The sequence below is a fragment of the Kutzneria viridogrisea DSM 43870 genome, from assembly GCF_000525635.1.
GTDB lineage: Bacteria > Actinomycetota > Actinomycetes > Mycobacteriales > Pseudonocardiaceae > Kutzneria > Kutzneria viridogrisea.
Genome location: NZ_CP007155.1, coordinates 8767608 through 8789834 on the forward strand (window position 1 = coordinate 8767608; position 22227 = coordinate 8789834).

20 protein-coding genes are annotated in these 22227 nt (G+C 70.7%); 7 read left to right on the plus strand and 13 right to left on the minus strand.

Annotated elements, in window-relative coordinates; all coding sequences use genetic code 11:
- Positions 1-11: 11 nt before the first annotated feature.
- From KALB_RS38200 to KALB_RS38215, 4 genes are all read right to left on the minus strand, one after another.
- The gene (locus KALB_RS38200) at positions 12-1163 is read right to left on the minus strand and encodes an acyl-CoA dehydrogenase family protein (protein ID WP_025360952.1); all 1152 of its coding nucleotides are present in this window, start codon (positions 1161-1163) and stop codon (positions 12-14) included.
- A gap of 6 nt (positions 1164-1169) precedes the next feature.
- Entirely contained in the window at positions 1170-3152 is a 1983-nt protein-coding gene (locus KALB_RS38205; protein ID WP_042221237.1) for an acetyl-CoA carboxylase biotin carboxylase subunit, read from the minus strand.
- 2 nt (positions 3153-3154) lie between these two features.
- A complete protein-coding gene (locus KALB_RS38210) occupies positions 3155-4768 on the minus strand; it encodes a carboxyl transferase domain-containing protein (RefSeq protein WP_025360954.1) in 1614 nt (537 codons plus the stop codon).
- Between the two features lie 93 nt (positions 4769-4861).
- Positions 4862-5650, minus strand: a complete 789-nt coding sequence (locus tag KALB_RS38215) for an SGNH/GDSL hydrolase family protein (protein ID WP_030108317.1) — start codon at positions 5648-5650, stop codon at positions 4862-4864.
- A 187-nt stretch (positions 5651-5837) separates the two neighbouring features.
- Here KALB_RS38215 and KALB_RS38220 point away from each other — a divergent pair, with 187 nt between their 5' ends.
- Positions 5838-6437 carry an SACE_7040 family transcriptional regulator gene (locus tag KALB_RS38220; RefSeq protein WP_025360956.1) on the plus strand — a complete coding sequence of 200 codons (600 nt, stop codon included), beginning with the start codon at positions 5838-5840 and terminating at the stop codon, positions 6435-6437.
- 47 nt (positions 6438-6484) lie between these two features.
- Positions 6485-7453, plus strand: a complete 969-nt coding sequence (locus KALB_RS38225; RefSeq protein WP_025360957.1) for a glycosyltransferase family 2 protein — start codon at positions 6485-6487, stop codon at positions 7451-7453.
- A gap of 201 nt (positions 7454-7654) precedes the next feature.
- Here the strand turns inward: KALB_RS38225 and nicT are convergent, their stop codons facing one another.
- Entirely contained in the window at positions 7655-8743 is a 1089-nt protein-coding gene (gene nicT / locus KALB_RS38230) for a Nickel transporter NicT (protein ID WP_025360958.1), read from the minus strand.
- A gap of 173 nt (positions 8744-8916) precedes the next feature.
- Here nicT and KALB_RS38235 point away from each other — a divergent pair, with 173 nt between their 5' ends.
- A complete protein-coding gene (locus KALB_RS38235) occupies positions 8917-9426 on the plus strand; it encodes a hypothetical protein (RefSeq protein WP_030108318.1) in 510 nt (169 codons plus the stop codon).
- A gap of 128 nt (positions 9427-9554) precedes the next feature.
- Here the strand turns inward: KALB_RS38235 and KALB_RS38240 are convergent, their stop codons facing one another.
- On the minus strand, positions 9555-10034 hold the full coding sequence (locus KALB_RS38240; RefSeq protein WP_035967969.1) for a hypothetical protein: 480 nt from the start codon (positions 10032-10034) through the stop codon (positions 9555-9557).
- A gap of 17 nt (positions 10035-10051) precedes the next feature.
- Positions 10052-10678 (minus strand): hypothetical protein, encoded by a 627-nt coding sequence (locus KALB_RS38245; RefSeq protein WP_025360961.1) that lies wholly within the window; start codon positions 10676-10678, stop codon positions 10052-10054.
- A 419-nt stretch (positions 10679-11097) separates the two neighbouring features.
- Between KALB_RS38245 and KALB_RS44620 the strand changes: the two genes are divergently transcribed.
- On the plus strand, positions 11098-12969 hold the full coding sequence (locus KALB_RS44620) for a tetratricopeptide repeat protein (protein ID WP_025360962.1): 1872 nt from the start codon (positions 11098-11100) through the stop codon (positions 12967-12969).
- A gap of 60 nt (positions 12970-13029) precedes the next feature.
- On the opposite strand, the gene KALB_RS38260 is transcribed toward KALB_RS44620, so the two are convergent.
- A complete protein-coding gene (locus KALB_RS38260) occupies positions 13030-13446 on the minus strand; it encodes an organic hydroperoxide resistance protein (protein ID WP_025360963.1) in 417 nt (138 codons plus the stop codon).
- A complete protein-coding gene (locus KALB_RS38265; RefSeq protein ID WP_025360964.1) occupies positions 13443-14345 on the minus strand; it encodes an NAD-dependent epimerase/dehydratase family protein in 903 nt (300 codons plus the stop codon). Before KALB_RS38265 ends, KALB_RS38260 begins: the two co-directional genes overlap by 4 nt.
- 56 nt (positions 14346-14401) lie before the next feature.
- On the opposite strand from KALB_RS38265, the gene KALB_RS38270 reads away from it, so the two are divergent.
- Entirely contained in the window at positions 14402-15097 is a 696-nt protein-coding gene (locus KALB_RS38270; protein ID WP_025360965.1) for a TetR/AcrR family transcriptional regulator, read from the plus strand.
- Here KALB_RS38270 and metX read toward each other — a convergent pair.
- Both metX and KALB_RS38280 read right to left on the minus strand, forming a co-directional pair.
- Positions 15075-16193 (minus strand): homoserine O-acetyltransferase MetX, encoded by a 1119-nt coding sequence (gene metX / locus KALB_RS38275; protein WP_025360966.1) that lies wholly within the window; start codon positions 16191-16193, stop codon positions 15075-15077. The two genes, KALB_RS38270 and metX, sit on opposite strands and share 23 nt — an antisense overlap.
- A 3-nt stretch (positions 16194-16196) precedes the next feature.
- Positions 16197-17504 (minus strand): bifunctional o-acetylhomoserine/o-acetylserine sulfhydrylase, encoded by a 1308-nt coding sequence (locus KALB_RS38280; protein ID WP_025360967.1) that lies wholly within the window; start codon positions 17502-17504, stop codon positions 16197-16199.
- Between the two features lie 267 nt (positions 17505-17771).
- Between KALB_RS38280 and KALB_RS38285 the strand changes: the two genes are divergently transcribed.
- Complete coding sequence (locus tag KALB_RS38285; RefSeq protein ID WP_025360968.1) at positions 17772-18614, plus strand: coiled-coil domain-containing protein; 843 nt, start codon at positions 17772-17774, stop codon at positions 18612-18614.
- A 212-nt stretch (positions 18615-18826) separates the two neighbouring features.
- Here KALB_RS38285 and KALB_RS38290 read toward each other — a convergent pair whose 3' ends face one another.
- On the minus strand, positions 18827-19093 hold the full coding sequence (locus tag KALB_RS38290; protein ID WP_025360969.1) for an Imm32 family immunity protein: 267 nt from the start codon (positions 19091-19093) through the stop codon (positions 18827-18829).
- 148 nt (positions 19094-19241) lie between these two features.
- Here KALB_RS38290 and rdmE point away from each other — a divergent pair, with 148 nt between their 5' ends.
- A complete protein-coding gene (gene rdmE / locus KALB_RS38295; RefSeq protein ID WP_025360970.1) occupies positions 19242-20819 on the plus strand; it encodes an aklavinone 12-hydroxylase RdmE in 1578 nt (525 codons plus the stop codon).
- Here rdmE and KALB_RS38300 read toward each other — a convergent pair.
- On the minus strand, positions 20816-22102 hold the full coding sequence (locus KALB_RS38300; protein WP_025360971.1) for an MFS transporter: 1287 nt from the start codon (positions 22100-22102) through the stop codon (positions 20816-20818). The genes rdmE and KALB_RS38300 overlap by 4 nt on opposite strands.
- Between the last annotated feature and the right edge of the window lie 125 nt (positions 22103-22227).

The following is a 22227-nucleotide window of genomic DNA, read 5'->3' on the forward strand; positions in this document are numbered from 1 at the left end:
TAGTCAACACGTCACAGGCCGAGGTGCCGGGCGATCAACATGCGCTGGACCTCGCTGGTTCCCTCGCCGATCTCCAGGATCTTGGCGTCCCGGTAGAACCTGCCGACCGGGTACTCGTTCATGAACCCGTAGCCGCCGAAGATCTGGGTGGCCTCCCGCGAGTTGTCCATGGCCGCGTTGGAGGAGACCAGCTTGGCGATGGCCGACTCCTTCTTGAACGGCTCGCCGCGCAGCATCAGCGCCGCGGCCTGGTAGTAGGCCAGCCGCGCGGTGTGCACCCGCGCCTCCATGTCGGCGATCTTGAACTGGATGGCCTGGTACGTGCCGATCTTGTGACCGAAGGCCTCGCGCTCCTGCACGTAGCGCAGGCACTCGTCCACGCAGCCCTGGGCCAGGCCCACGCCCAGCGCGGCGATGGCGATGCGCCCCTCGTCCAGGATGCGCAGGAACTGGGCGTAGCCCCTGCCACGCTCACCGAGCAGGTTGGCCGCGGGCACCCGGCAGTCCGAAAAGGACAGTTCGTGCGTGTCCGAGGCGTTCCAGCCGACCTTGGAGTACTTGCGGGACACGGTGAAGCCCGGGGTGCCCGAGGGCACGATGATCGAGGAGATCTCCTTGCGCCCCTCGGGGGTCTGCCCGGTGACCGCGGTCACCGTGACCGCCTGGGTGATGTCGGTGCCGGAGTTGGTGATGAAGCACTTGGAGCCGTTGATCACCCACTCGTCCCCGTCCAGCCGGGCGGTGGTCCTGGTGGCGCCCGCGTCGGAGCCGCCACCCGGCTCGGTCAGGCCGAACCCGGCCAGCGCCGTGCCCGCGCACAGCTGGGGCAGCCAGCGTTCCTGCTGCTCCCGCGTGCCGAACCGGTAGATCGGCATCGAGCCCAGCGAGACCCCGGCCTCCAGCGTGACCGCGACCGAGGAGTCGACCCTGGCCAGTTCCTCCAGGGCCAGGCACAGCGCGAAGTAGTCCCCGCCCATGCCGCCGTGCTCCTCGGGGTAGGGCAGGCCGAACAGGCCCATCTGCCCCATCTTCGCCACGATCTCGTACGGGAACTCCTCGCGCTCGTAGAAGTCGCCGATGACCGGGGCGACCTCCTCGCGGGCGAACTGCTCCACCGTCTTGCGCAGAGCCTCGTGCTCCTCGCTGATGCGGAAGTCAACCATGATCTCTCACTCCTGTTGGGGTGCGACGACTGCCAACTGCTGACCGAGCCGGACCTGTTGGCCCGCGTGCACCGCCAGCTCCGCGACCAGGCCGTCGATCGGTGCGACGACCGTGTGCTCCATCTTCATGGCCTCGACGACGACCAGCGCCTGCCCCGCGCTGACCTGCTCGCCGGGCGAGACCTTCACCAGCAGCACCGTGCCGGGCATCGGGCTGCTCACCGCGCCGCCGACCACACCGGCCGCGTCGTGCCTGGCGGCGGCGAGCCGCTCGGTCTCGGTGAGCGGCCAGGCAGCGCCATCGGCGCCGATCCAGGTCACCGAGCCGTCCCGGGCGCAGCGGTAACTGCGGGTCGAACCTCCTTGGCGCACAACGAGGTTGTCCCCGTCCCAGTGCGCGCTGACGGCCACCGGCTCGGCGTCTGCCAGCGCCACCTCGGCCGCGCGGGCCCTACCGCGCAGGCGGACCTGCACCGGCTCACGGCCGGGCGCCCGCACCTGCCAGGTGGTCCACCCGCGGGCGCCGATCCGCCAACCACCGGGCACGTCCCAGGGGTCGACCACCGCACCGGTCGGCTCCAGCGCGAGCGCGCGCTCGGCCGCGGCGGCGATCAGCACGTGGTCCGGGGTCTGCCCGCCGACCAGCTCGTCCAGCTTGCGCTCCACCAGGCCGGTGTCCAGCCTGCCCGCGACCACGTCCTCGTCGGCGAGCAGCGCGCGCAGGAACGGGATGTTCGTGGTGACGCCGAGAACCACGGCCTCGCCGAGCCCGGCGCGCAGCCTGCGCAGCGCCTCGTCCCGGGTGGCCCCGTGCGCGATGTACTTGGCCAGCATGGGGTCGTAGTCGCTGCTGACCGAAGATCCCTGCGACACACCGGAATCCACCCGCAGGCGGCGCGTCGGCTCGTCCAGCACCAGCAGTTGGCCGCCGGTGGGCAGGAAACCGCTCGCCGGGTCCTCGGCGTAGACGCGGGCCTCCACGGCGTGCCCGGTGAGCACCACGTCCTGCTGGCCGAAGGCGAGCGGCTGCCCGGCGGCGACGAGCAGCTGCTGCTCGACCAGGTCCAGTCCGGTGATCAGCTCGGTCACCGGGTGCTCGACCTGGAGCCGGGTGTTCATCTCCATGAAGAAGAACTCGTCGGGCCGGTCGTAGGAGACGATGAACTCCACCGTGCCCGCGCCGGAGTAGCCGACCGACCGCGCGGCGTCCACAGCGGACAGTCCCATGCGCTGGCGGGTCTCCTCGTCCAGCAGCGGGGACGGGGCCTCTTCGATGATCTTCTGGTGACGGCGTTGCAGGCTGCACTCGCGCTCGCCCAGGTGCACTGCCCCACCGTGGTTGTCGGCCAGCACCTGGATCTCGATGTGCCTCGGCCGCTGCACGAACCGCTCCACCAGCAGCGTGTCGTCACCGAAGGACCCGGCGGCCTCACGCCGTGCCGACTCGATGGCCGGGCGCAGCTGCTCGGGCTCGGTCACCAGGCGCATGCCCTTGCCGCCACCGCCCGCCGAGGGCTTGAGCAGCACCGGGTAGCCGATCTCGCCGACCGCGTCCACGATGTCCACATCGGACATACCCGGCTCGGTCCTGCCTGGCACCACGGGAACGCCCGCGGCCATCACGGTCTGCTTGGCGCGGATCTTGTCGCCCATGGCGTTGATCGCCGAGGGCGGTGGGCCGACGAACACCAGTCCGGCCTCGGCGCAGGCCCGCGCGAAGGCCTCGTTCTCCGCGAGGAAGCCGTAACCGGGGTGGACGGCCTGCGCGCCGGTGGCCAACGCGGCCTCGATGATCCGCTCGAGGGACAGGTAGCTCTCCCGCGCGGCGGCGGGCCCGATGCGCACGGCGGTGTCGGCCGCACGCACGTGCCGGGCGCCCGCGTCGGCGTCGCTGTAGACGGCGACCGAGCGGATTCCCATGCGGCCCAACGTGTTCGCCACTCGGACGGCGATCTCGCCGCGGTTGGCGATCAGTACGGTGTCGAACATGCTCACATCCTGAAGACGCCGTAGCGGACTGGGGGCAGCGGTTCGTTGGCCGCGGCCGAGAGCGCGAGCCCGAGCACCGTCCTGGTGTCCATCGGGTCGATCACCCCGTCGTCCCACAGCCGGGCGGTGGAGTAGTACGGGTTGCCCTGGTCCTCGTACTGCTCGCGGATGGGCTGCTTGAACGCCTCCTCCTCGGCCGCCGACCACTCGGTGCCGCGCGCGGCGAACTGGTCGCGCCGGACCGTGGCCAGCACCGAGGCGGCCTGCTCCCCGCCCATCACCGAGATGCGCGCGTTGGGCCACATCCACAGGAACCGGGGCGAGTACGCGCGGCCGCACATGGAGTAGTTGCCCGCGCCGAAGGAGCCGCCGATGACCACGGTGAACTTCGGCACCCGCGCGCAGGCCACCGCGGTGACCATCTTGGCCCCGTGCTTGGCGATGCCGCCCGCCTCGTACTCGCGGCCGACCATGAACCCGGTGATGTTCTGCAGGAACACCAGCGGCACGCTGCGCTGGTCGCACAGTTCGATGAAGTGCGCGCCCTTGACCGCGGACTCGCCGAACAGGATTCCGTTGTTGGCCACGATGCCCACTGGGTGGCCGTGGATGCGCGCGAACCCGGTGACCAGCGTGGTGCCGTACTCGCGCTTGAACTCGGCGAACCGGCTGCCGTCCACCACGCGGGCGATCACCTCGCGCACGTCGTAGGGCGTGCGGGTGTCCGCGGGCACCACCCCGTAGAGCTGCCCGGGGTCCACGGCGGGTTCCTCGGTGGGCAGCACCTCCCACGGGCGGGGCGCGCGCGGACCCAGGGTGCTCACGATGGTCCGCACGATCTGCAACGCGTGCGCGTCGTCCTCGGCCAGGTGGTCGGTGACGCCCGAGGTGCGCGAGTGCAGTTCGCCGCCGCCCAGGTCCTCGGCGCTGACCTCCTCGCCGGTGGCCGCCTTCACCAGCGGCGGGCCGCCCAGGAAGATCGTGCCCTGCCCGCGCACGATGACGGCCTCGTCACTCATCGCGGGCACGTACGCCCCGCCCGCGGTGCAGGAGCCCAGCACGGCGGCGATCTGCGGGATGCCGCGCGCGGACATGGTGGCCTGGTTGTAGAAGATGCGCCCGAAGTGCTCGCGGTCGGGGAACACCTCGTCCTGGCGGGGCAGGAAGGCGCCGCCGGAGTCGACCAGGTACAGGCACGGCAGGTTGTTCTGCAGGGCCACTTCCTGGGCGCGCAGGTGCTTCTTGACCGTGATCGGGTAGTAGGTGCCGCCCTTGACCGTGGCGTCGTTGGCCACGATCACGCACTCGCGGCCCGACACACGGCCAACGCCGGTGATCACACCGGCCGCGGGGGCCTCGTCGTCGTACATGCCGTTGGCGGCCAGTGGGCTCAGTTCCAGCAGCGGCGAACCCGGGTCCAGCAGGGCGTCGACCCGCTCGCGGGGCAGCAGCTTGCCGCGCTCCACGTGCCGGGTCCTGGCCTTCTCCGGACCGCCCAGCGCGACCACGTCGAGCTTGGTCCGCAGCTGGGCGACGAGTTCGGCGTGCTCCTTGGTGTAGCGCTGGAAGGCCGGATCCGAAGGATCGGCGGCGCTGCCGAGGACCGGCGCGTCCATGGGCTTCCCTCACCGTCGAAGTTAGCGACCGTTAACCTGAGCCTCCAGGTTAACGGTCGCTAACTACTTCGTCCAGTCAGGGTGCGTGCCCGCTCAGCCGGTGGCCGAGCTCAGCGCGGGCAGGTAACCGCTCGCGTAGCCGCTGGCGTTGGGGTGGTAGGAGTTGACCACCGGCCAGCTCACACTGTTGATCCACCAGCTGGACGAGCAGATGCCGTGGCTGGTGAAGTTCGAGCGCACGTCGACGAACCGGAACCCGGCGCGACCGGCCGCCGCCGAGATCACCGAGTCCAGGCTGTCCGCCCCGCCGTTGATCAGGCCGCGGGAGGTGTCGCTCAGGCCCACCGAGCAGGAGCCGCCGAGCTGGTAGAAGCGCGGGTAGCCCAGCACGTACACGGTGGCGTTGGGGGCGTGGCTGCGGATCGCGCGGTAGGTGTTGTCCAGCAGCCCAGGCAGGGAGTTGTTGACGAAGTTGGTGGCGTTGTCGACCGCGGTGCGGCAACCGGAGTCGCCACCGAGGATGCAGCTGCCCATGACGCTGGTGAACCCGGCGTCGTTGCCACCGATGGTGACCGTGACGACCGTGTTCGCCGAGCTGAGCGAGCCGACCTGGTTGTTGATCACATCCGAGGTCTTGGCGCCCGAGCAGGCCACGAAGGTGAAGTTCGAGACCGAGTGCGCCGAGGCCCACAGGGAGGGGTAACTCTTCGCATTGCGGTCGCAGCTGTTGTCGTACGAGCCGGCGGTGCCCACACCGGCCGCATAGGAATCGCCGAGTGCGGCGTAGTTGACGGCCAGCGGCGCGGCACTGGCGAGAGCACCGCCAGTGACCACGGCGACCGCGCTGAGTGCAAGAGCCGAAAGGGTTCTGACCAAACGCATAGCAGGGGGCCTCTCCATCGAGGTGATGCGTATCACGAATATGGTGCCGCGCGGAGGCCGGGACCGGAAGGGCACACGCCAACTGTTGCCCGATCATTGGTGGAATAGGCATCTGACCAGAGTGGTCACTCGCCCGAACGGTGGCTGTTGTTAGCGCTCATTAACCTGGTGGTCTACGATCTGCCGCGTGCCGTTCGCCGAGCCCAACACGACGCGGTCCGCCTCCGGCGGGCAGCCTGGTTCACGGCGGGCGCAGATCCTGGCCGCGGCGGCGGAGCTGTTCGCAAGGCACGGCTTCCACGGGGTCGGCATCAACGACATCGGCGCCGCCGTTGGCATCTCCGGCCCGGCCCTGTACCGGCACTTCCGCAGCAAGGACGCCATGCTCGGCGAGATGCTCACCTCGATCAGCGAGGTGCTGCTCGGCGGGGCGCTGGAGCGGGTGCGGACCGCCGAGGGGCCGCTGGCCGCCCTGCACGCGCTGATCGGCTGGCAGGTGGACTTCGCGCTGGACAACCCGGCCCTGATCACCGTGCAGGAACGTGACCTGGGCAACCTCGCGGACTCCGACCGGCAACAGGTTCGGGCGTTGCAGCGTCAATATGTCGAGGTCTGGGTAAGCGCGATCAGCCAGGTCGTGCCCGCTGCGGGCGAGCCCGCGGCGCGCGCGGCCTCGCACGCGGTGTTCGGGTTGATCAACTCGACCCCGCACTCCGCGCACCTGGACCGCGGACAGATGGCAGAACTGCTGCACAGGATGGCCCTGGCCGCGGTCCGCGCCGCCTGAGCGGGCGGCGCGCTCCGCGCCGTGGCCGACATCAGGGGGAGTACAGGGTGAACACCGAGAGCCCGCGCACCGTCGCGTACATATTCCCGATCTTCAACGAGGCCGGGAACATCGACCTGCTGCACCGCACGGTCAGCGAGGTGGTCGCCGAGCGGTCCGACCGGTACCGGTTCAGCTTCGTCTACGTCAACGACGGCAGCGGCGACGACTCCGGGGACCGGCTGCGCGGGCTGGCCGAGGCCGACGAGCGGGTGACCGTGGTGGAGCTGTCGCGCAACTTCGGCCACCAGATGGCCGTGACCGCGGGGCTGGACCTGGTGGACGCCGACGCGGTGATCATCATGGACAGCGACATGCAGGACCCGCCGAGGGTCAGCCTGGAGCTGCTCGACCAGTGGGCGCAGGGCTGGGACGTGGTCTACGCCCAGCGCCGGTCGCGGCAGGACTCGCTGTTCAAGCGAGGCACCGCACGGGCCTTCTACTGGGTGTTGCGCAAACTGGCCTCGATCGACATCCCGGAGAACACCGGGGATTTCCGGCTCATCGACCGCAAGGTGGTCGACGAACTGCGCAAGTTCCGCGAAAGGGACCGTTTCCTGCGCGGGCTCGTCAGTTATGTCGGATTCCGGCAGACCGCCGTGCTTTTCGACCGGGACAAGCGCAACGCCGGGGTCACCGGTTATCCGCTGCGCAAGATGATGCGATTCGCCGCTGATGGGATACTCGGTTTCTCCGTCACCCCGCTGCGGCTGATCAGCCGCCTGGGCTACTTCATCAGCTTCCTGAGCTTCCTCGGCATCGTCTACGCGGCGACGGTGCGGCTGTTCTTCTCCGAGGCCGCCGTGCCCGGCTGGGCGTTCATCACCATCGGCATGTTCTTCCTCGGCGGCATCCAGATCATCATGCTCGGCGTGCTGGGCAGCTACATCGGCCGCACCTACGCGCAGACCCAGGGCCGCCCGCTCTACACGGTGGCCTCGGTCCGCACCGGGACGCAGGTGCGCAGCGCGGTCTAGCCCAGTTCCTCGCACAGCGCCTTTCCCGTCCAGGTTTGACGTGCCCCACGGCGCCAGGACATACCGCCAGTACTCGACATCCACAGTGGACAGATCGCGGCGGTAGCGGTCGGGCCGCCGGTGTCATGAAGGTGCCCTTTGGGACGTTGAGCGTCCTGAACGGCACCTTCATGGCGTGCGGGTCGCGGGCGGGTCGCGGCGCTACTTCTCGCCGGTCCACCGCTGTTCGATGCGGCCGAACCGCCAGACCGCGAGCGCGACGAGCCAGGTCAGCACGAACAGGCCCACCACGGCGAAGCCCACGTTGTTCATGTCCAGGCCCCCGATCCACGCGAGCGGGCCGTCAGTGATGCCGAGCTTGTCCACCAGCAGGCCGATCAGCTCGATACCCCCGATCACCAGGGCCACCAGCACCGACAGCCCGGTGACGGTCAGGTTGTAGAAGACCTTGCGCACGGGCTTGGCGAAGGCCCAGCCGTAGGCGAAGTTCATGAAGCAGCCGTCGAGCGAGTCGAACAGGCTCATGCCCGCCGCGAACAGCACGGGCAGGGTCAGGATGGCGTACCAGGGCAGGGCGAAGGCGGCGGCGCCACCGGCGAGCACGAGCAGGGACACCTCGGTGGCGGTGTCGAAGCCGAGCCCGAACAGCAGGCCGGTCGGGTACATCTGCCAGGGCCTGGTGATGGTCTTGGTCAGCCCGCGCAGCAGCCGGTTCATGAAGCCGCGCTCGTCGAGGTGCCGCTCCAGCTCGGCCTCGTCCAGCTCGCCGCCGCGCATCCTGCGGAACACCTTGAGGATGTTCACCATCACCACGAGGTTGATCACGCCGAGCAGCAGCAGGAAGAGCCCGGACACGGCGGTGCCGACGACCCCGGTCCAGCTGTGCAGCGGGGAGTCGTCGTTGGCGACCTGGTCGGCCAGCGCGCGCACGCCGAGCGCGAGCAGCACGCACAGGCCGAACACCACGCTGGAGTGCCCGAGGGAAAACCAGAAGCCCACTGAGAGCGGGCGGCGGCCCTCGGACATGAGCTTGCGGGTGGTGTTGTCGATGGCGGCGATGTGGTCGGCGTCGAAGGCGTGCCGCAGGCCGAGGGTGTACGCGGTCACCCCCAGCCCGATGCCGAACACCTGCCCGTCGCCGACCTGGTAGTTCATCGGGGACACCAGGAAGATCAGCGTGCCCCAGCCCACCACATGCAGCAGCAGCACGAACGCGGCCATGCCGCCGATGCTCAGCCACTCGCGCCGGTCCAGGGCGCGTGTGCCTGCCCGTTCGAGGGTGGCGGTCATGGCAGCCTCACCGTTCCTTCCCGCGTTCGACCCGCAACGGGCAGATTCTTGTACTTGCAAGCCTGTGGCGACAGCGGCAGTCGGGTTTCTCTCAGCACCAATTCGGCAAGTGAGCTCAACTACGCCCGATCAGATCAACACAGGTGCACCGCTGCTGGCCGTTGTGCTGCAAGATGGGGCCCGTGGAAGCAGATGATCCTCAACGGCGGCAGCGCATGGTCGAGACGGCAGGTGAGGCGCTCGCCGCCGCGCAGGCCGGGGACGACGGCGCCGCGATCACCCTGCTGACCACCTACGTGGACTCCGCGCCGGACGGGGAGGTGGACGGCAGGGAGCTGGTGCTCATGCTGTTCCGCGAGTGCAGCGAGATGGTCTCCGCGCTCGGCTCCGGCGGGGCCACCCCGGTGAAGATGCAGGTGTACGACGCGTCCGGGGAGGAGGTCTCCATCGACGAGGCCGACCCGCCGGTGCGCACGGCGGTGCGGACCCTGCTCGCGCAGGTGCACGGGGATCAGGACGCGGCGCGCGCGCAGATCGAGATCGCGCTCAGCTCGGCCGAGCCCCCGGAGGTGGCGGCCGTGGTCATGCAGGCCCTGCGCTGGACGATCCGGCTCGCCGACGAGTGCACGAAGCGGGACCTGCCCGTGGCGGAGTGGATCAGCGCCGCCCTCGCCGAGGACTGACCCCCACCCCCGCGAGTCCCGCTCAGCCGCGCGCGAGTCCCGCTCAGCCGTACCCGGACCTCGTCACGCTCCGTATGGCCGCTCACCGCAGGACGGGACTCGGCCGCCGGAGAGCGGGACTCGCCGGGTCAGGGGGTGAGCAGGGGCTGGATGCCGATGGCCTCGTGCAGGACGGTGGCCAGTGCGAGCAGCTCGCGGCGGGTCTCGGCGATCTCGGCGCGCACCTGCTGGGCGTGCTCCCAGGCGCGCTCGTGGGCCACGGCGCTGACGCCCCCGGGTCGGGTCGACTCCCACTCGGCGAGCGCGGGGTGCCACTTGGTCAGCAGCGGGCGCAGGGTGCTGTTGACCATGCCCACGGCCAGCCCGGCGAAGGTCAGCCCACCCGGCCGGTCGCGCGGGGCCAGGCCGGGACCGTACTGGCAGAGGATCTCCCTGGTCCTGCCGAATACCGCGTAAACGCTGTGCAGTTCCTCGCGAATGATTCCCGCGCCGGGTTTCTGCTCCACCGTCGTAATCCTCGTCGCGAGCTCGATGTAGAGCTCCCATGCCGCTTCGCACTCGGTCGGCGTCGGCGACCACACTCCGAAGTCCTCACTTCGCTGACTCACGCCAGATGCTCCTCGACTCATTCGGCACCAGTAGCCGGGTTTTCGATGCGCGAGCGATATCCGACTGATTCCCCGTTCAGGGGTTCCCGGTGGCTCGGAATCGGCGTCGCGACGGTGGGCCCCACCCGTGGTGGCGTGGTCGGACTGGGCAGGTTGTTGATCTCGTCGTTGCGGGCGCGCTCCCTGATCCGCTCGATCTCGGCGAGGTAGCGGCGCCTGCGCTCCCCGTCGGTGGCACCGAGCTGGTCGGGGTCGTCGACCAGCTTGCGCACCAGGCTGTAGACGCTGGACTCGTGCAGCCGGTACTTGCCGTAGTTCTCCTCCGCCTTGAACGTCCTGTGCAGGCCGAACACCACGGCGCCGAACACCGACAGGGACTGCACGAGCAGCCGCGAGCCGTTGCCGTCGGAGACGTAGGGGATCAGGAACGGCAGGGACAGGGAGATCAGCACGGTCCAGCCGACGGCGTAGAAGTGGGCCGAGCCGTACAGCCACGCGCGCCGCTGCCAGACCCGCAGCACCGGCACCGTCCTGCGGTAGTGCGCAGCGGCCCAGGTGCGCAGTTCCTCACCGATCAGGTCGGCGTCCGCGAACGGTCCGTCGGCGTTGCCGCCCGCGGTGGACACGGTGAATGTGGGACGCATGTGATGTACGACGAGTACGGCGCTGGAAAGAGCCAGAACGGCCACTAATCCCAGTCCGATGACCCAGGGGTCGAACACCACGCACCATCCACGGACAGCTGCCGAAAAGCGCAGGGGGCTGAATCTGAAGTCCTGTGTGTCAAGTGCGGCAGCGTAGCCCACTGTTGTGGTGTAAGCCCATGGTCACGGAACGCGTACGGTTTGGAATTCACCGGCGAAATCCACAGACGGTGACCCGGCACCGGCATCCGGAGGAGGTTTGCCGACAGCTGACCGACCACCGGCAGTCACCGCGACCCCGGATCGACTGCACAGAGTCACTGCACCTCACCACTTTTGGCAACCAGGTGGCTTGGAATTCACCCGTCCGTCAGGCTGCATGGTGTCCCCCATCTGTGTAACCAAGGAGCGCGAGTCACATGTGGGACGTCTTCCTGAGCTACAGCAGGTCCGACGCGGTACCCGCCCAGGCGCTGGCCGCGGAGCTGCGCCGGTTCGGCCTGCGCGTGTTCCAGGACGATGCGGACGTGCACCGGTTCGACTCGGTCTCCCGCACGATCATGACCGAGCTGGGGCGGTCCCGCCTGCTGCTGGCCTACTACTCCGCCGCCTACCCCACGCGCCGGGCCTGCCAGCAGGAGCTGACCAGGGCGTTCCTGGCCGGGCAGCACGAGGGCGACCCGCTGCGCCGGGTGCTGGTGGTCAACCCGGCGCAGGGCACCGGGCACATCGAGCCGATCGAGCTGCGCGACGCCCGCTACTGGAGCCCGGCCAGCGCCCTGTGCCACCTGCTGGACGCGCTGACCCGCAAGCTGGCCGAGGTGCCCACCGCGATGGACGAGGTGGCGCTGAGCCCGGCGCCGGTCTGGCTGCCCGCCCCGTCGCGAAGGCCACCGCCACGTTTCCTCGGCCGCACGACCCAGCTGTGGCAACTGCACTCCGCGCTGCACCCGCAGACCGCCGCGCTCACCGAGGGCGGGGGCGAGCCGGTGGCCGTCGTGCACGGCTTCGGCGGGATCGGCACCACGGCGCTGGTCTGCGAGTACGTGCGCCAGTTCGGGGCGACCGTGCCGGGCGGGGTGTTCTGGCTGACCGCGGGCCAGGTGCCCTCCTGGGACGAGCAGTTGCGGGCGATCGCCCGCGCGCTGGGCGGTACCGGCCGAGGTGATCCCGCCGACGAGATCGCCGTGGCGCTGGACCGGCACAGGTCACCGTGCCTGTGGGTGGTCGACGGGGTGCCTGCCGGTCTGCCGCTGGAACAGGTCCGCGGGCTGCTGTCCCCGCACCCCGGCGCGGCCAGCGTGCTGACCACGACCGACGCCGGGCACGCCGCGCTGGGCACCGGCGTGCTGGTGCCGGAACTGCCGGTGCCGCAGGCGGTTCGCCTGGTGCTGGACCGCATCGGCGAGCTGGGGCCCGGGGACCACGAGGCGGTGCGCGCCCTGGTCGAGGAGGTGGGCGGCCACCCCGCGGCGCTGCTCGAACTGGCCGACTCCGCCCGCGTCTGCGGTGTGAACACGGTGGTGCGGCGGCTGCACGACCGGGAGTGGCCCGTGCTGGAGACCGTCGCCAAGCGGCTGCTCGCCGACGCCGACGCGGTGGGCGAGACGGGGCTGGACGTGCTGCGCGCGGTGGCGGCGTACGCCCCCGACCCGATGCCGTTGGGGGTGCTGGGCTCGCTCGGCGACTGGCCTTCGGGCAGGCTGGACGGGGCGCTGCGCCGGCTGACGGGTCAGTCGGCGCTGCGGTTGCGAGGTGGAGCCGCACTGGAGGTACCGGCCGTGGTGGCACATGTGATCCGGCACAACGACCCCGATCCCTCGCGGCACGAGGAGGTCCGGGTCACCGCGTTGCGCGCCAGGCAGGCCCGCGAGGGGGCCTCCGCCGACCCCACCGAGCGCGCCGCCGCGTTCCGCGTGCAGGTGGAACTCGCGCACCGGGTGCCGGTGCGCCCGCTGGGCGGTGGCGGGCTGCGCGAGGCGATCTCCTCGCTGCACAGGGTCTTCTCCTTCACCCGCGAGCAGTTGCGCGAGTGCGGGCCCGACTCGGCGCTGCGCTTCGGCGAGGTCGCCGAGCGGTTGATGGAGGACGTACTGCGGCCGTTCCTGTCCCAGTGGCACCCCGCACTGCGCCGGTTCGAGGACGACGGCTCACCAGTCGGCGGGGACGCCTGGGACCCCACCGCCGAGTTGCGGGCCGCGCTGCTGGCGCTGCGCGAGCCGCTGCTGGAGATCATCGGCGACCTGTCCCGGATCAGCGGCAACCCACACGGAGTCCGCCCGGTGTCATGAAAGTGCCGTTCCTTGCGTTGAACGCAAGGAACGGCACTTTCATGGCACGGCACGGGGCGGTCAGCTGGTCACCCGCAAGGCCACGGCCACGTTGCCGCGCACGGCGCGCGAGTACGGGCAGAGCTGGTGTGCCTGCTGTACGAGCGAGTGCGCCTGCTCCGCGGGCACCCCGGGCAGGTGCACGGACAACTCGGCGCTGAGCAGGTAGCCGTCCGGGTCCTGGCCGAGGCCGATCCGCGCGGTGACGGTGTCGCCGACGAGGGTGGCGCGCTGCTTGCGGGCGGCGATGCGCAGGGCGCTGTGGAAGCAGGCCGCGTACCCGGCGGCGAACAGCTGCTCGGGGTTGGTGGCCCCGCCAGGGCCGCCGATCTCCCGGGGCGCGGCGAGCGCGGTGTCGATCAGCCCGTCGCTGGCGCGGACCCGCCCGGAGCGGCCGTCGCCGGAGGAGGTGACCTCGGCGGTGTAGAGCGCGCTCATGCGGTGAACCAGCGCACGGTCTCGGCAAGGGCCTCGCGGATCGGGGTGGCGTGCTGGCCGAAGGTGCTGGTGTACAAGGAGTCGTCCATCACGAACGGCTCGGTGTGCCAGTAGAACAGCTCGGCGTACTCGGCCATGAACTCCTCGTCGAACGGCCCCCACGGGATCGGCTCGGCCACGACGTGCGCGTGCACCGGGCGCGCGAGGATCTCACCGATCAGCTCGTGCACCTGGCGGGTGGTCAGCGCGGGCGCGACGGGCAGGTGCCACAGCTTGCCCAGCGCCTCCTCGCGCTCGCCGAGTGTTGCCAAACCCCTTGCCAGGTCAGGGATGTACGTGTAGCTGTGCGGCAGGTCGATGTCGCCGAAGGCCACCACGGGCTCCCCGCGCAGCGCGGGCGGGAACACCGTGGCGCCCAGCGAGGCGATCATCGTGCGGGGACCGAAGAAGTCGGCCGCCATACCCAGCGCCACCGGCAGGTCGCTGGCCAGGTAGCGCTCGGCGATCCGCGCGCGGACCCGTCCCTTGCGCGAGGTGGCCGCGAACGCCGTGCGCTCGGTCATCGGCACGCCACCGGTCGGGCCGTACAGGTTGAGGGTCTCGATGGTGACCAGTCGTGCCCCGGTCCGGCCGATCACCTCGATCAGCGCGTCTTGGATGCGCGGCAGGACCTCGGGCTGCTGCGCGTAGGGCACGTGCGTGCAGTTGTAGACCACCTCCGCGCCCTCGACGGCGGCGGCCAGCGCGGTGCGGTCGGTGACATCGGCCCTGACCAGCTCGGCGGCCGCGGGCAGCACGGCCTTGCCGGAGCGGTTCACGACCCGTACCTGGCGGCCGCGGGCGAGCAGTTCGTCCACCAGCGCGAGCCCTGCGGGACCGGTTCCCAGTACGACGTGCATGACGTTACGCCCTTTCACTTGAGTTAAATGCTTTAACGTCAGTTAGGCTGACTCATGTGAGCGGAGAAGTCAAGCGGGCAAGCAGCCCAAGGCAGCGCTACAAGGAGCAGAACCGTGCGGAGATCAAGCGAGTGGCCACGGAGCAGCTCGCCCTCGGCGGAGCGGGCGCCCTGTCCCTGTCGGCGATCGCGGGCCAGCTCGGGTTCACCACGCCCGCGCTGTACCGGTACTTCGCCAATCGGGACGAGCTGCTCACCGAGCTGATCACCGACGGGTACGCGGACCTGGCCGAGGTGGTGGAGCGGGCCGCCGCGCAGGAGGGCACGGCAGTGCAGCGGCTGCACGCGCTGGCCCACGCGTTCCGTAGGTGGGCGCTGGGTCAGCCGCAGGTCTACCTGCTGCTCCAGGGCGCGCCGGTGCCCGGCTACCAGGCGCCCGCGCACACCGTGGACTCGGCACGCCGGGTGCTCGGGCCGTTCGTGGCCGTGTTCGAGCAGCTGCGCGCCGAGTCCGACACCGAACTGGACCGCCAGTTCGGCTCGTGGATCGAGCAGGACGGCGCGGTGCGCACCTGGGTCGCCGAGCACGGTTCGACGAACGGCTGGGCGCTGCGCGCGGCCGTCACGGCCTGGACCCGGATGCACGGGATCCTCAGCCTGGAGTTGCAGGGCAACTTCGGCGGCATGGCCTTCGACCCGGCCCTGCTGTTCGAGATCGAGGTGGACGCGCTCAGCCGCCCAGCAACTCCTTGACCAGCGCGGAGATCTGCTCCACCTCGATCAGGAACGCGTCGTGTCCGTACGGGGAGTCGATCACGTGCAGCTCGCCGGCGCCCGGGATGCCCTCGGCGAGCTCACGCTGCTGCCACAGGGGGTACAGCCGGTCGCTGGACACCCCGGCGACCACGGTCCGCGCGGTCACGCGGCGCAGTGCGGCGGCCACCCCGCCCCGGTCGCGGCCCACGTCGTGCGAGTTCATCGCCTCGGCCAGGGACACGTAGCTGCCCGCGTCGAAGCGGCGCACCAGCTTGCCCGCGTGGTGGTCCAGGTAGGACTCGACGGTGAACCGGCCGTCCCCCTGGGGTTCCCGGCCGAAGCGGCTGCTCAGCTCGGCCTCGCTGCGGTACGTGGCGTGCGCGATGCGCCGGGCGATGCCCAGCCCCCGGTGCGGGCCTTCACCGGGTGCGGCGGCGTGGTAGTCCCCGCCGCGCCAGCCCGGGTCGGCGCGGATGGCGTGCAGCTGCGGGTAGGTCCAGGCGATCTGGTCGGCGGAGGAGGCCGCGGGACAGGCCAGCAACAGCAGCGCGGCCACCCGCTCGGGCTCACCGACCGCCCACTCCACGGCGCGCATGCCGCCCATGGAACCGCCCAGCACGGCCGCCCACCGGTCGACACCCAGCGCGTCGGCCAGCGCGACCTCGGCGCGGACCTGGTCCCGCACGGTGATCACGGGCCAGCGGCTGCCCCAGGGCTGGCCGTCCGGGGCGGGTGCGGCGGGCCCGGTGCTGCCCTGGCAGCCGCCGAGCACGTTGGGCACCACCACGAAGTACCGGTCCGGGTCCAGCGCCCCGGGCTGCACCAGGGAGTTCCACCAGCCCGGCGTGGGATGCCCCGGCTGCGCGGGACCGGCCAGGTGGCTGTCCCCGGTCAGCGCGTGCAACACCAGCACGGCGTTGGAGCGGTCGGCGTTGAGCGTGCCCCAGGTCTCGTAGGCGAGCTGGAACCCGGGCAGCGCCCCGCCGCGCTCCAGCGGCAGCGCCCTGCCGTGCCGCAGCCAGGACCGCCGACCGGGCGGGTCCCCCTCCCGCCACGCGCCGGTGGCCGGAGGGAGACCGTCCACTGTGGACACGAGCTACAGCGCCGACTTCGCGGCGCGGAAGCCCGCATCGAGGTCCGCCTTGAGGTCCTCCAGCCCCTCCAGGCCCACCGAGAGCCGGACCAGCCCCGGGGTGACCCCGGTGACGGCCTGCTCCTGCTCGGTCAGCTGCGAGTGGGTGGTGCTGGCCGGGTGCACGATCAGGCTGCGCACGTCGCCGATGTTGGCCAGCTGGCTGAACAGCTCGGTGCCGTCCACGAAGGCCCGGCCCGCCTCCGAGCCGCCACGCAGCTCGAAGGACACGATCGCGCCCGCACCGCGCGGCAGGTACTTCTGCCCCGCCTCGTACCAGCGGCTGGAGGGCAGCCCGGCGTAGTGCACGCGCTCCACCTCGTCGCGCTGCTCCAGCCACTCGGCGAGGGCCTGCGTGTTGGACACGTGCCGCTCGATGCGCAGCGACAGGGTCTCGATGCCCTGCAACACCAGGAAGCTGTTCAGCGGGGCGATGGCCGCACCGGTGTCGCGCAGCAGTTGCACGCGCAGCTTCGCCGCGTACGAGCCGTGGCCGAGCGCGGGCCAGTACTGCAGGCCGTGGTAGCTCGGGTCGGGCTCGTTGAAGCCGGGGAAGCGACCCGGGTCGGCGCCGAAGTCGAAGGTGCCACCGTCGACCACCACGCCCGCGATGGCCGTGCCGTGGCCGCCGAGGAACTTCGTGGCGGAGTGGATCACGATGTCGGCGCCGTGCTCCACGGGCCGCACCAGGTACGGGGTGGGCACCGTGTTGTCCACCACCAGCGGCACCCCGACCTCGTGTGCCAGCGCGGACACCGCGGCGATGTCCAGGACGTTGCCGCGCGGGTTGCCCAGGGTCTCGGCGAAGAACAGCTTGGTGTTCGGCCGGACCGCGGCCCGCCACTGCTCCAGGTCGTCGGGGTCATCGACGAAGCTGACCTCGATGCCCAGCTTGGGCAGCGTGTAGTGGAACAGGTTGTAGGTGCCGCCGTAGAGCGAGGCGCTGGACACGAAGTGGTCGCCCGCGCTGGCCAGGTTCAGGATCGCGGCGGTCTCGGCGGCCTGGCCGGAGGCGAAGGCCACGGCAGCCACCCCGCCCTCCAGCGCGGCGATCCGCTGCTCCAGCACGTCCTGGGTGGGGTTGTTGATCCGGGTGTAGATGTTGCCGGACTCGGCGAGGCTGAACAGGGCCGCGGCGTGCGCGGTGTCCCGGAACACGTAGGAGGTGGTCTGGTAGATCGGGGTGGCCCTGGCCCCGGTGGCCGGGTCGGGTGCGGCGCCGGAGTGGATCTGCCTGGTCTCGAACGACCAGCCGGAGGCGTCAGCGGACATGCGGGTACTCCTCGTGAGGGGTGAGGTGTGCGTGAAGCGCGCGTGCGGTGGTGCGCGGAGCGGTGACCGGGAACGTCAGCTGGACAGGATCAGCTGGAAACGCGACACGCCATGCTGGTGACACGCACGAAGTCCACGTGCCGTCGGGACACCAGGAGGGCCATGGCTGGGACGGTAGACCAATCGGCGGCATGCCGAGAAGGCCGTTCACCCAGTGAGACGTGGTGCCCCGTGCCAGTCCCGGCCGGATAGCGGTAGCGTGGCGACATGGCGACCGCCGAGAACCGAGACCTCACCCAGGCGATTCCGAACTTCACGGTCGCCATGCGCGGGTACGACCGGATGGAGGTCGACTCGCACGTGCAGCGGTTGGTCTCCGAGGTGCGGCTGTTCGCCGCGGACCGGGACGCCGCGCTGCGACAGGCCGACGAACTGGCCAAGCAGCTGGACATGACGCGCACGCGGGTCGAGGAGCTGAAGGCCCAGCTGGAGCAGGCCCGCACCGCCGCGGCCAACGCCCCGCAGCCCGCTCCCGTCGAGCAGACCCCGGAACAGGCCAAGCGCACCCTGGCGCTGGCCGAGGCGAGCGCGAACGAGACCACCTCGCGGGCCGAGGCCGCCGCCGAGACGGCGTGGTCCCAGGCCGAGGAGGCCGCGAGCCAGCTCCGCCAGCGCTACCAGACCCTGCTCGGGGACCTGGACAAGCAGCAGTCGGAGATCATCGCCGAGCACCAGACGCTGATGGACAGCGCGCGCACCCAGGCCACGCGGTTGACCACCGAGGCCACCGCGCGGCAGAAGGCGCTGGACGCCGAGGCCGAGCAGAAGCGCAGGCAGATCGAGGTCGAGTTCGAGCAGGAGATCGCCGACAAGCGCGCCGCCGCGCTGGCCGCGATCGCCGCCGACGAGGCCGCGCGCAAGGCCGAGGTGGACAAGCGGGTCACCGAGGCCGTGGCCGACGCCGACCAGCGCATCGACCGCAGCAACAAGGAGGCCGCACGGCTGCGCGAGTACCGCGAGCGCATCGCCGAGCAGCTGCGGTCGGCCACCGGTCTGCTCAACGACGCGGGCTCGCTGCTGGAGCCGCTGGCCGAGGAGAAGCGCGGCTGATCACAGCCTGACTGACGAGCGGGCGGCGCCTCCTGGTGCCGCCCGCTTCGTGTGTCACGGGGTCGGCACGAATGAGCGGCGTCCGTCCACCGCTACGCCCTCGGTGTAGAAACCGTTCTCTGGCCGGTTGTCGCCAGTGACCAGGTTCGGATGCCATGAAAGTGCCGTTCCTGGCGTTGAGCGCCAGGAACGGCACTTTCATGGCACGGGTTTCAGCCGCGTTCGAGGCGGAGCGGGGCGGAGCCCTCGTCGAGCACGAGCAGGAAGTCGTCCAGGTCCTCGTGCGCCCCCGTGGGCACGTCGGCCTGGGCGAGTGCGAGCAGTTGGGTGGCCAGGCCGGTCAGCCCTGCGGCGTCGCCGAGGATCCGCACCTGACCGCCCGGGGCCACGGAGACCTTCAGGCTGTAGTCCTCCGGCCAGGCGGAGACCAACCCGATTCCCTGCTCGTACACGGGTACCTCGACCTCCACCTTCGCCACGGCCCTCCCGAGGTCAGCGGACAGTCGCACACCGCGTGCGGACTGTCCAGTCCAGACAGTCGCACTGACCGTCGATCCGTTACCCTTGCCAAGCATTTATCTCTCCATCTAAGATGCTTACAAGGGGAAATTCTGACAGGGAGGAACGATGACCCAGGTACTGGTGGTCGGCACCGGCCTCGCCGGGCTGTCCGCGACGATGTTCCTGGCACAGCGGGGGATCGACGTGCTCGCGGTGGACAAGCACCCGGGGACCTCGGTGCACCCGAGGGCGGCCGGGCAGAACCCGAGGACCATGGAACTGCTGCGCCTGGCGGGCGTGCACGAGCAGGTGCTCGCGGCGGGCGCCTCGGCGGGCCCGTTGCAGATCAAGATCGCGCGGAGCGCGCGCGGCGAGGTCCTGCACACGATCGTCCACGGCGACGAGGCGGAGCTGATGTCCCCGCTCTCGCCCATGCCGATGGCGATGGCCTCGCAGGTCAGCGTGGAACCGATCATGCTGGCCAAGGCGCGGGAGCACGGCGCCGACGTGCGCTACGAGACCGAACTGGTCTCCTTCGAGCAGGACGCCGACGGGGTGAGCGCGCGGCTGCTGCACCGCCCGACCGGCCGGGTCGAGCAGGTGCGCGCGGACTACCTGGTCGCCGCGGACGGCCCGCGCAGCTCGATCCGCGAGGCGCTGGGCATCGCCAGGCACGGCAAGGGATCGCTGTGCCACCACGCGGGGATGATCTTCGACAGCGAGGGGCCCGAACTGGCCGACCTGACCGGGCTGTACTACCTGCAACACCCGGAGTTCACCGGGGCCTTCGGCCGCACCGACCTGCCGAACCGGTTCGTCTTCACCGTGGAGTACGACCCCTCGGCCGGTGAGTCCATCGTGGACTTCACCCCGCGGCGCTGCACCGAGCTGATCAGGGCCGGACTGGACGCGCCGGACCTGGAGCCGGAACTGGTCACCGTACTGTCCTGGGAGATGGCCGCGCTGGTGGCGGAGCGGTTCCGGGACGGCCGGGTGTTCCTGGCCGGGGACGCCGCCAAGGTCACCCCGCCCACCGGGGGCATGGGCGGCAACACCGCGATCGGCGACGGCTACGACCTGGCCTGGAAGCTGGCCGCCGTGCTGCGCGGGGAGGCGGGCCCCGGCCTGCTGGACAGCTACGAGCCCGAACGCAGGCGGGTCGCCGACCTGGTGGTCGCCGAGTCCCTGCACAACTACGTGGCGCGGATGGCCCCGCAACTGCGCGACGAGTCGATCCCGGAGTCGGTGGGCTGGGCCGAGGTGATGTTCGGCGTGCGCCACCGGTCACCGGCCGTGCTGGCCGCCGACGAGGACCCGGCACCGGTGGAGGACCCGCTCAACCCCAGTGGCCGCCCCGGTTTCCGCGCACCGCACGTGCGGCTGCTGCGCAACGGGACCGAACTGTCCACTGTGGACTTGTTCGGGCGCGGCTGGGTGCTGCTCACCGGCGAGGAGGGCGGGGTCTGGCACGAGGCCGCCAAGCACGTGGCCGACCGGCTGGGCATCGCGCTGACCGCGCACGGGCTCGGCCCCGACCTGGTCGATCCGGAGGGCGGGCTGGCCCTGCGCTACGGGATCCGCAACGGCGGGGCCAGCCTGGTCCGCCCGGACGGGGTCGTCGCCTGGCGGGCCGACTACGAGGTCGCCGACGCCACGGGCGCACTGCACCAGGCGCTGTGCTCCCTGCTGGACCGCGCGGCCTAGTCCCGGGCCGGTTCTGGCCGACGGGTCTCCCCGAGTGCGAGCAGGCAGCCGACGCTGACCAGCGCCGCGAGCACGAGGTAGACCGAGATCGGCCAGGACCGGCCGTGGTCCACGGCCAGCAGGGCGGTGGCCACCAGCGGGGACACGCCACCGCCGAACACCGAGCCCAGCTGGTAGCTGATCGCCGCCCCGGTGTAGCGGACCCGGGTGTCGAACAGCTCGGCGAAGTACGCGGCCATCGGGCCGAAGATCGCGCCGGAGCCGAAGTAGCCGATCGCCACGGCCAGGGTGAGCAGGCCAACCGAACCCGTGTCGACCAGCCAGAACAGCGGGAAGCCGAACACCACGAGGAAGATGCCGCCGCCGAGCATCACCGGCAGGCGGCCGAACCGGTCGGCTAGCCGGGAGAACACCAGGATCGACACCACCTGGGCGACCCCGCCGACCAGTCCCGCGTTGAGCACCGCCTGCTGCGGCAGGTGCAGTGCCGCGGTCCCATAGGTCAGCATGAAGTTGACCAGCACGAAGATGAACGTGTTGAAGCCCAGGTTGACCCCGGCACCGAGCAGCACGCGCAGCCAGGAAGAGCGCAGGACCTCGGCGATGGGCAGGCGCTGCGGGCGGCTCTGCTCGCGCAGCCGCTGGAACTCGGGGCTCTCGCTGACGCCCAGCCGCAGGTAGAGCCCGACCCCGATCAGCACGATGCTGAACAGGAACGGGATACGCCAGCCCCAGTCCAGGAACGCGGGTCCGGACACGGCGGTGGACAGCAGCATCAGCGCGTTGCCCAGGAACAGCCCGAGTGGCGAGCCGAGGAAGGTCCAGCTGCCGTACCAGGCGCGGTGCTGCTCGGGCGAGTGCTCGACCACCATCAGCGCGGCCCCGCTCTGCTCGCCGCCGAGGAAGAAGCCCTGCACCAGGCGCAGCAGCACGAGCAGCAGCGGGGCGAGCAGGCCGACCTGCTGGTAGCTGGGCAGCAGCCCGATCGCCGTGGTGCAGACACCGGTCGCGGTCAGTGTGAGCACCAGCATGGGTTTACGGCCCACCCGGTCGCCGAAGTGCCCGATCACCGCGGCGCCCAGCGGTCGCACCAGGAAGCCCACGCCGAAGGTGGCGAAGGCCAGCAGGGTGCCCACCAGCGGGTCACCCGCCGGGAAGAACAGCTTGTTCAGCGCCACGGCGGAGGCCAGGCCGTAGACGAGGAAGTCGTACAACTCGATGGCGGTGCCCGCCGAACTCGCCAGCGCCACCTTGTGCACCGTCGCCTGCTCCGACCGGGTCATCGGCGCCTCTCCCCTCAGTGACAAGGACCCACCGCGAGTACTCATCGCGATCACCAACCTGGTGAACCTCTCTACCCGAATCGGATCACACCTTGACGGTGACCTGGGTCACAAGCAGCATCCGG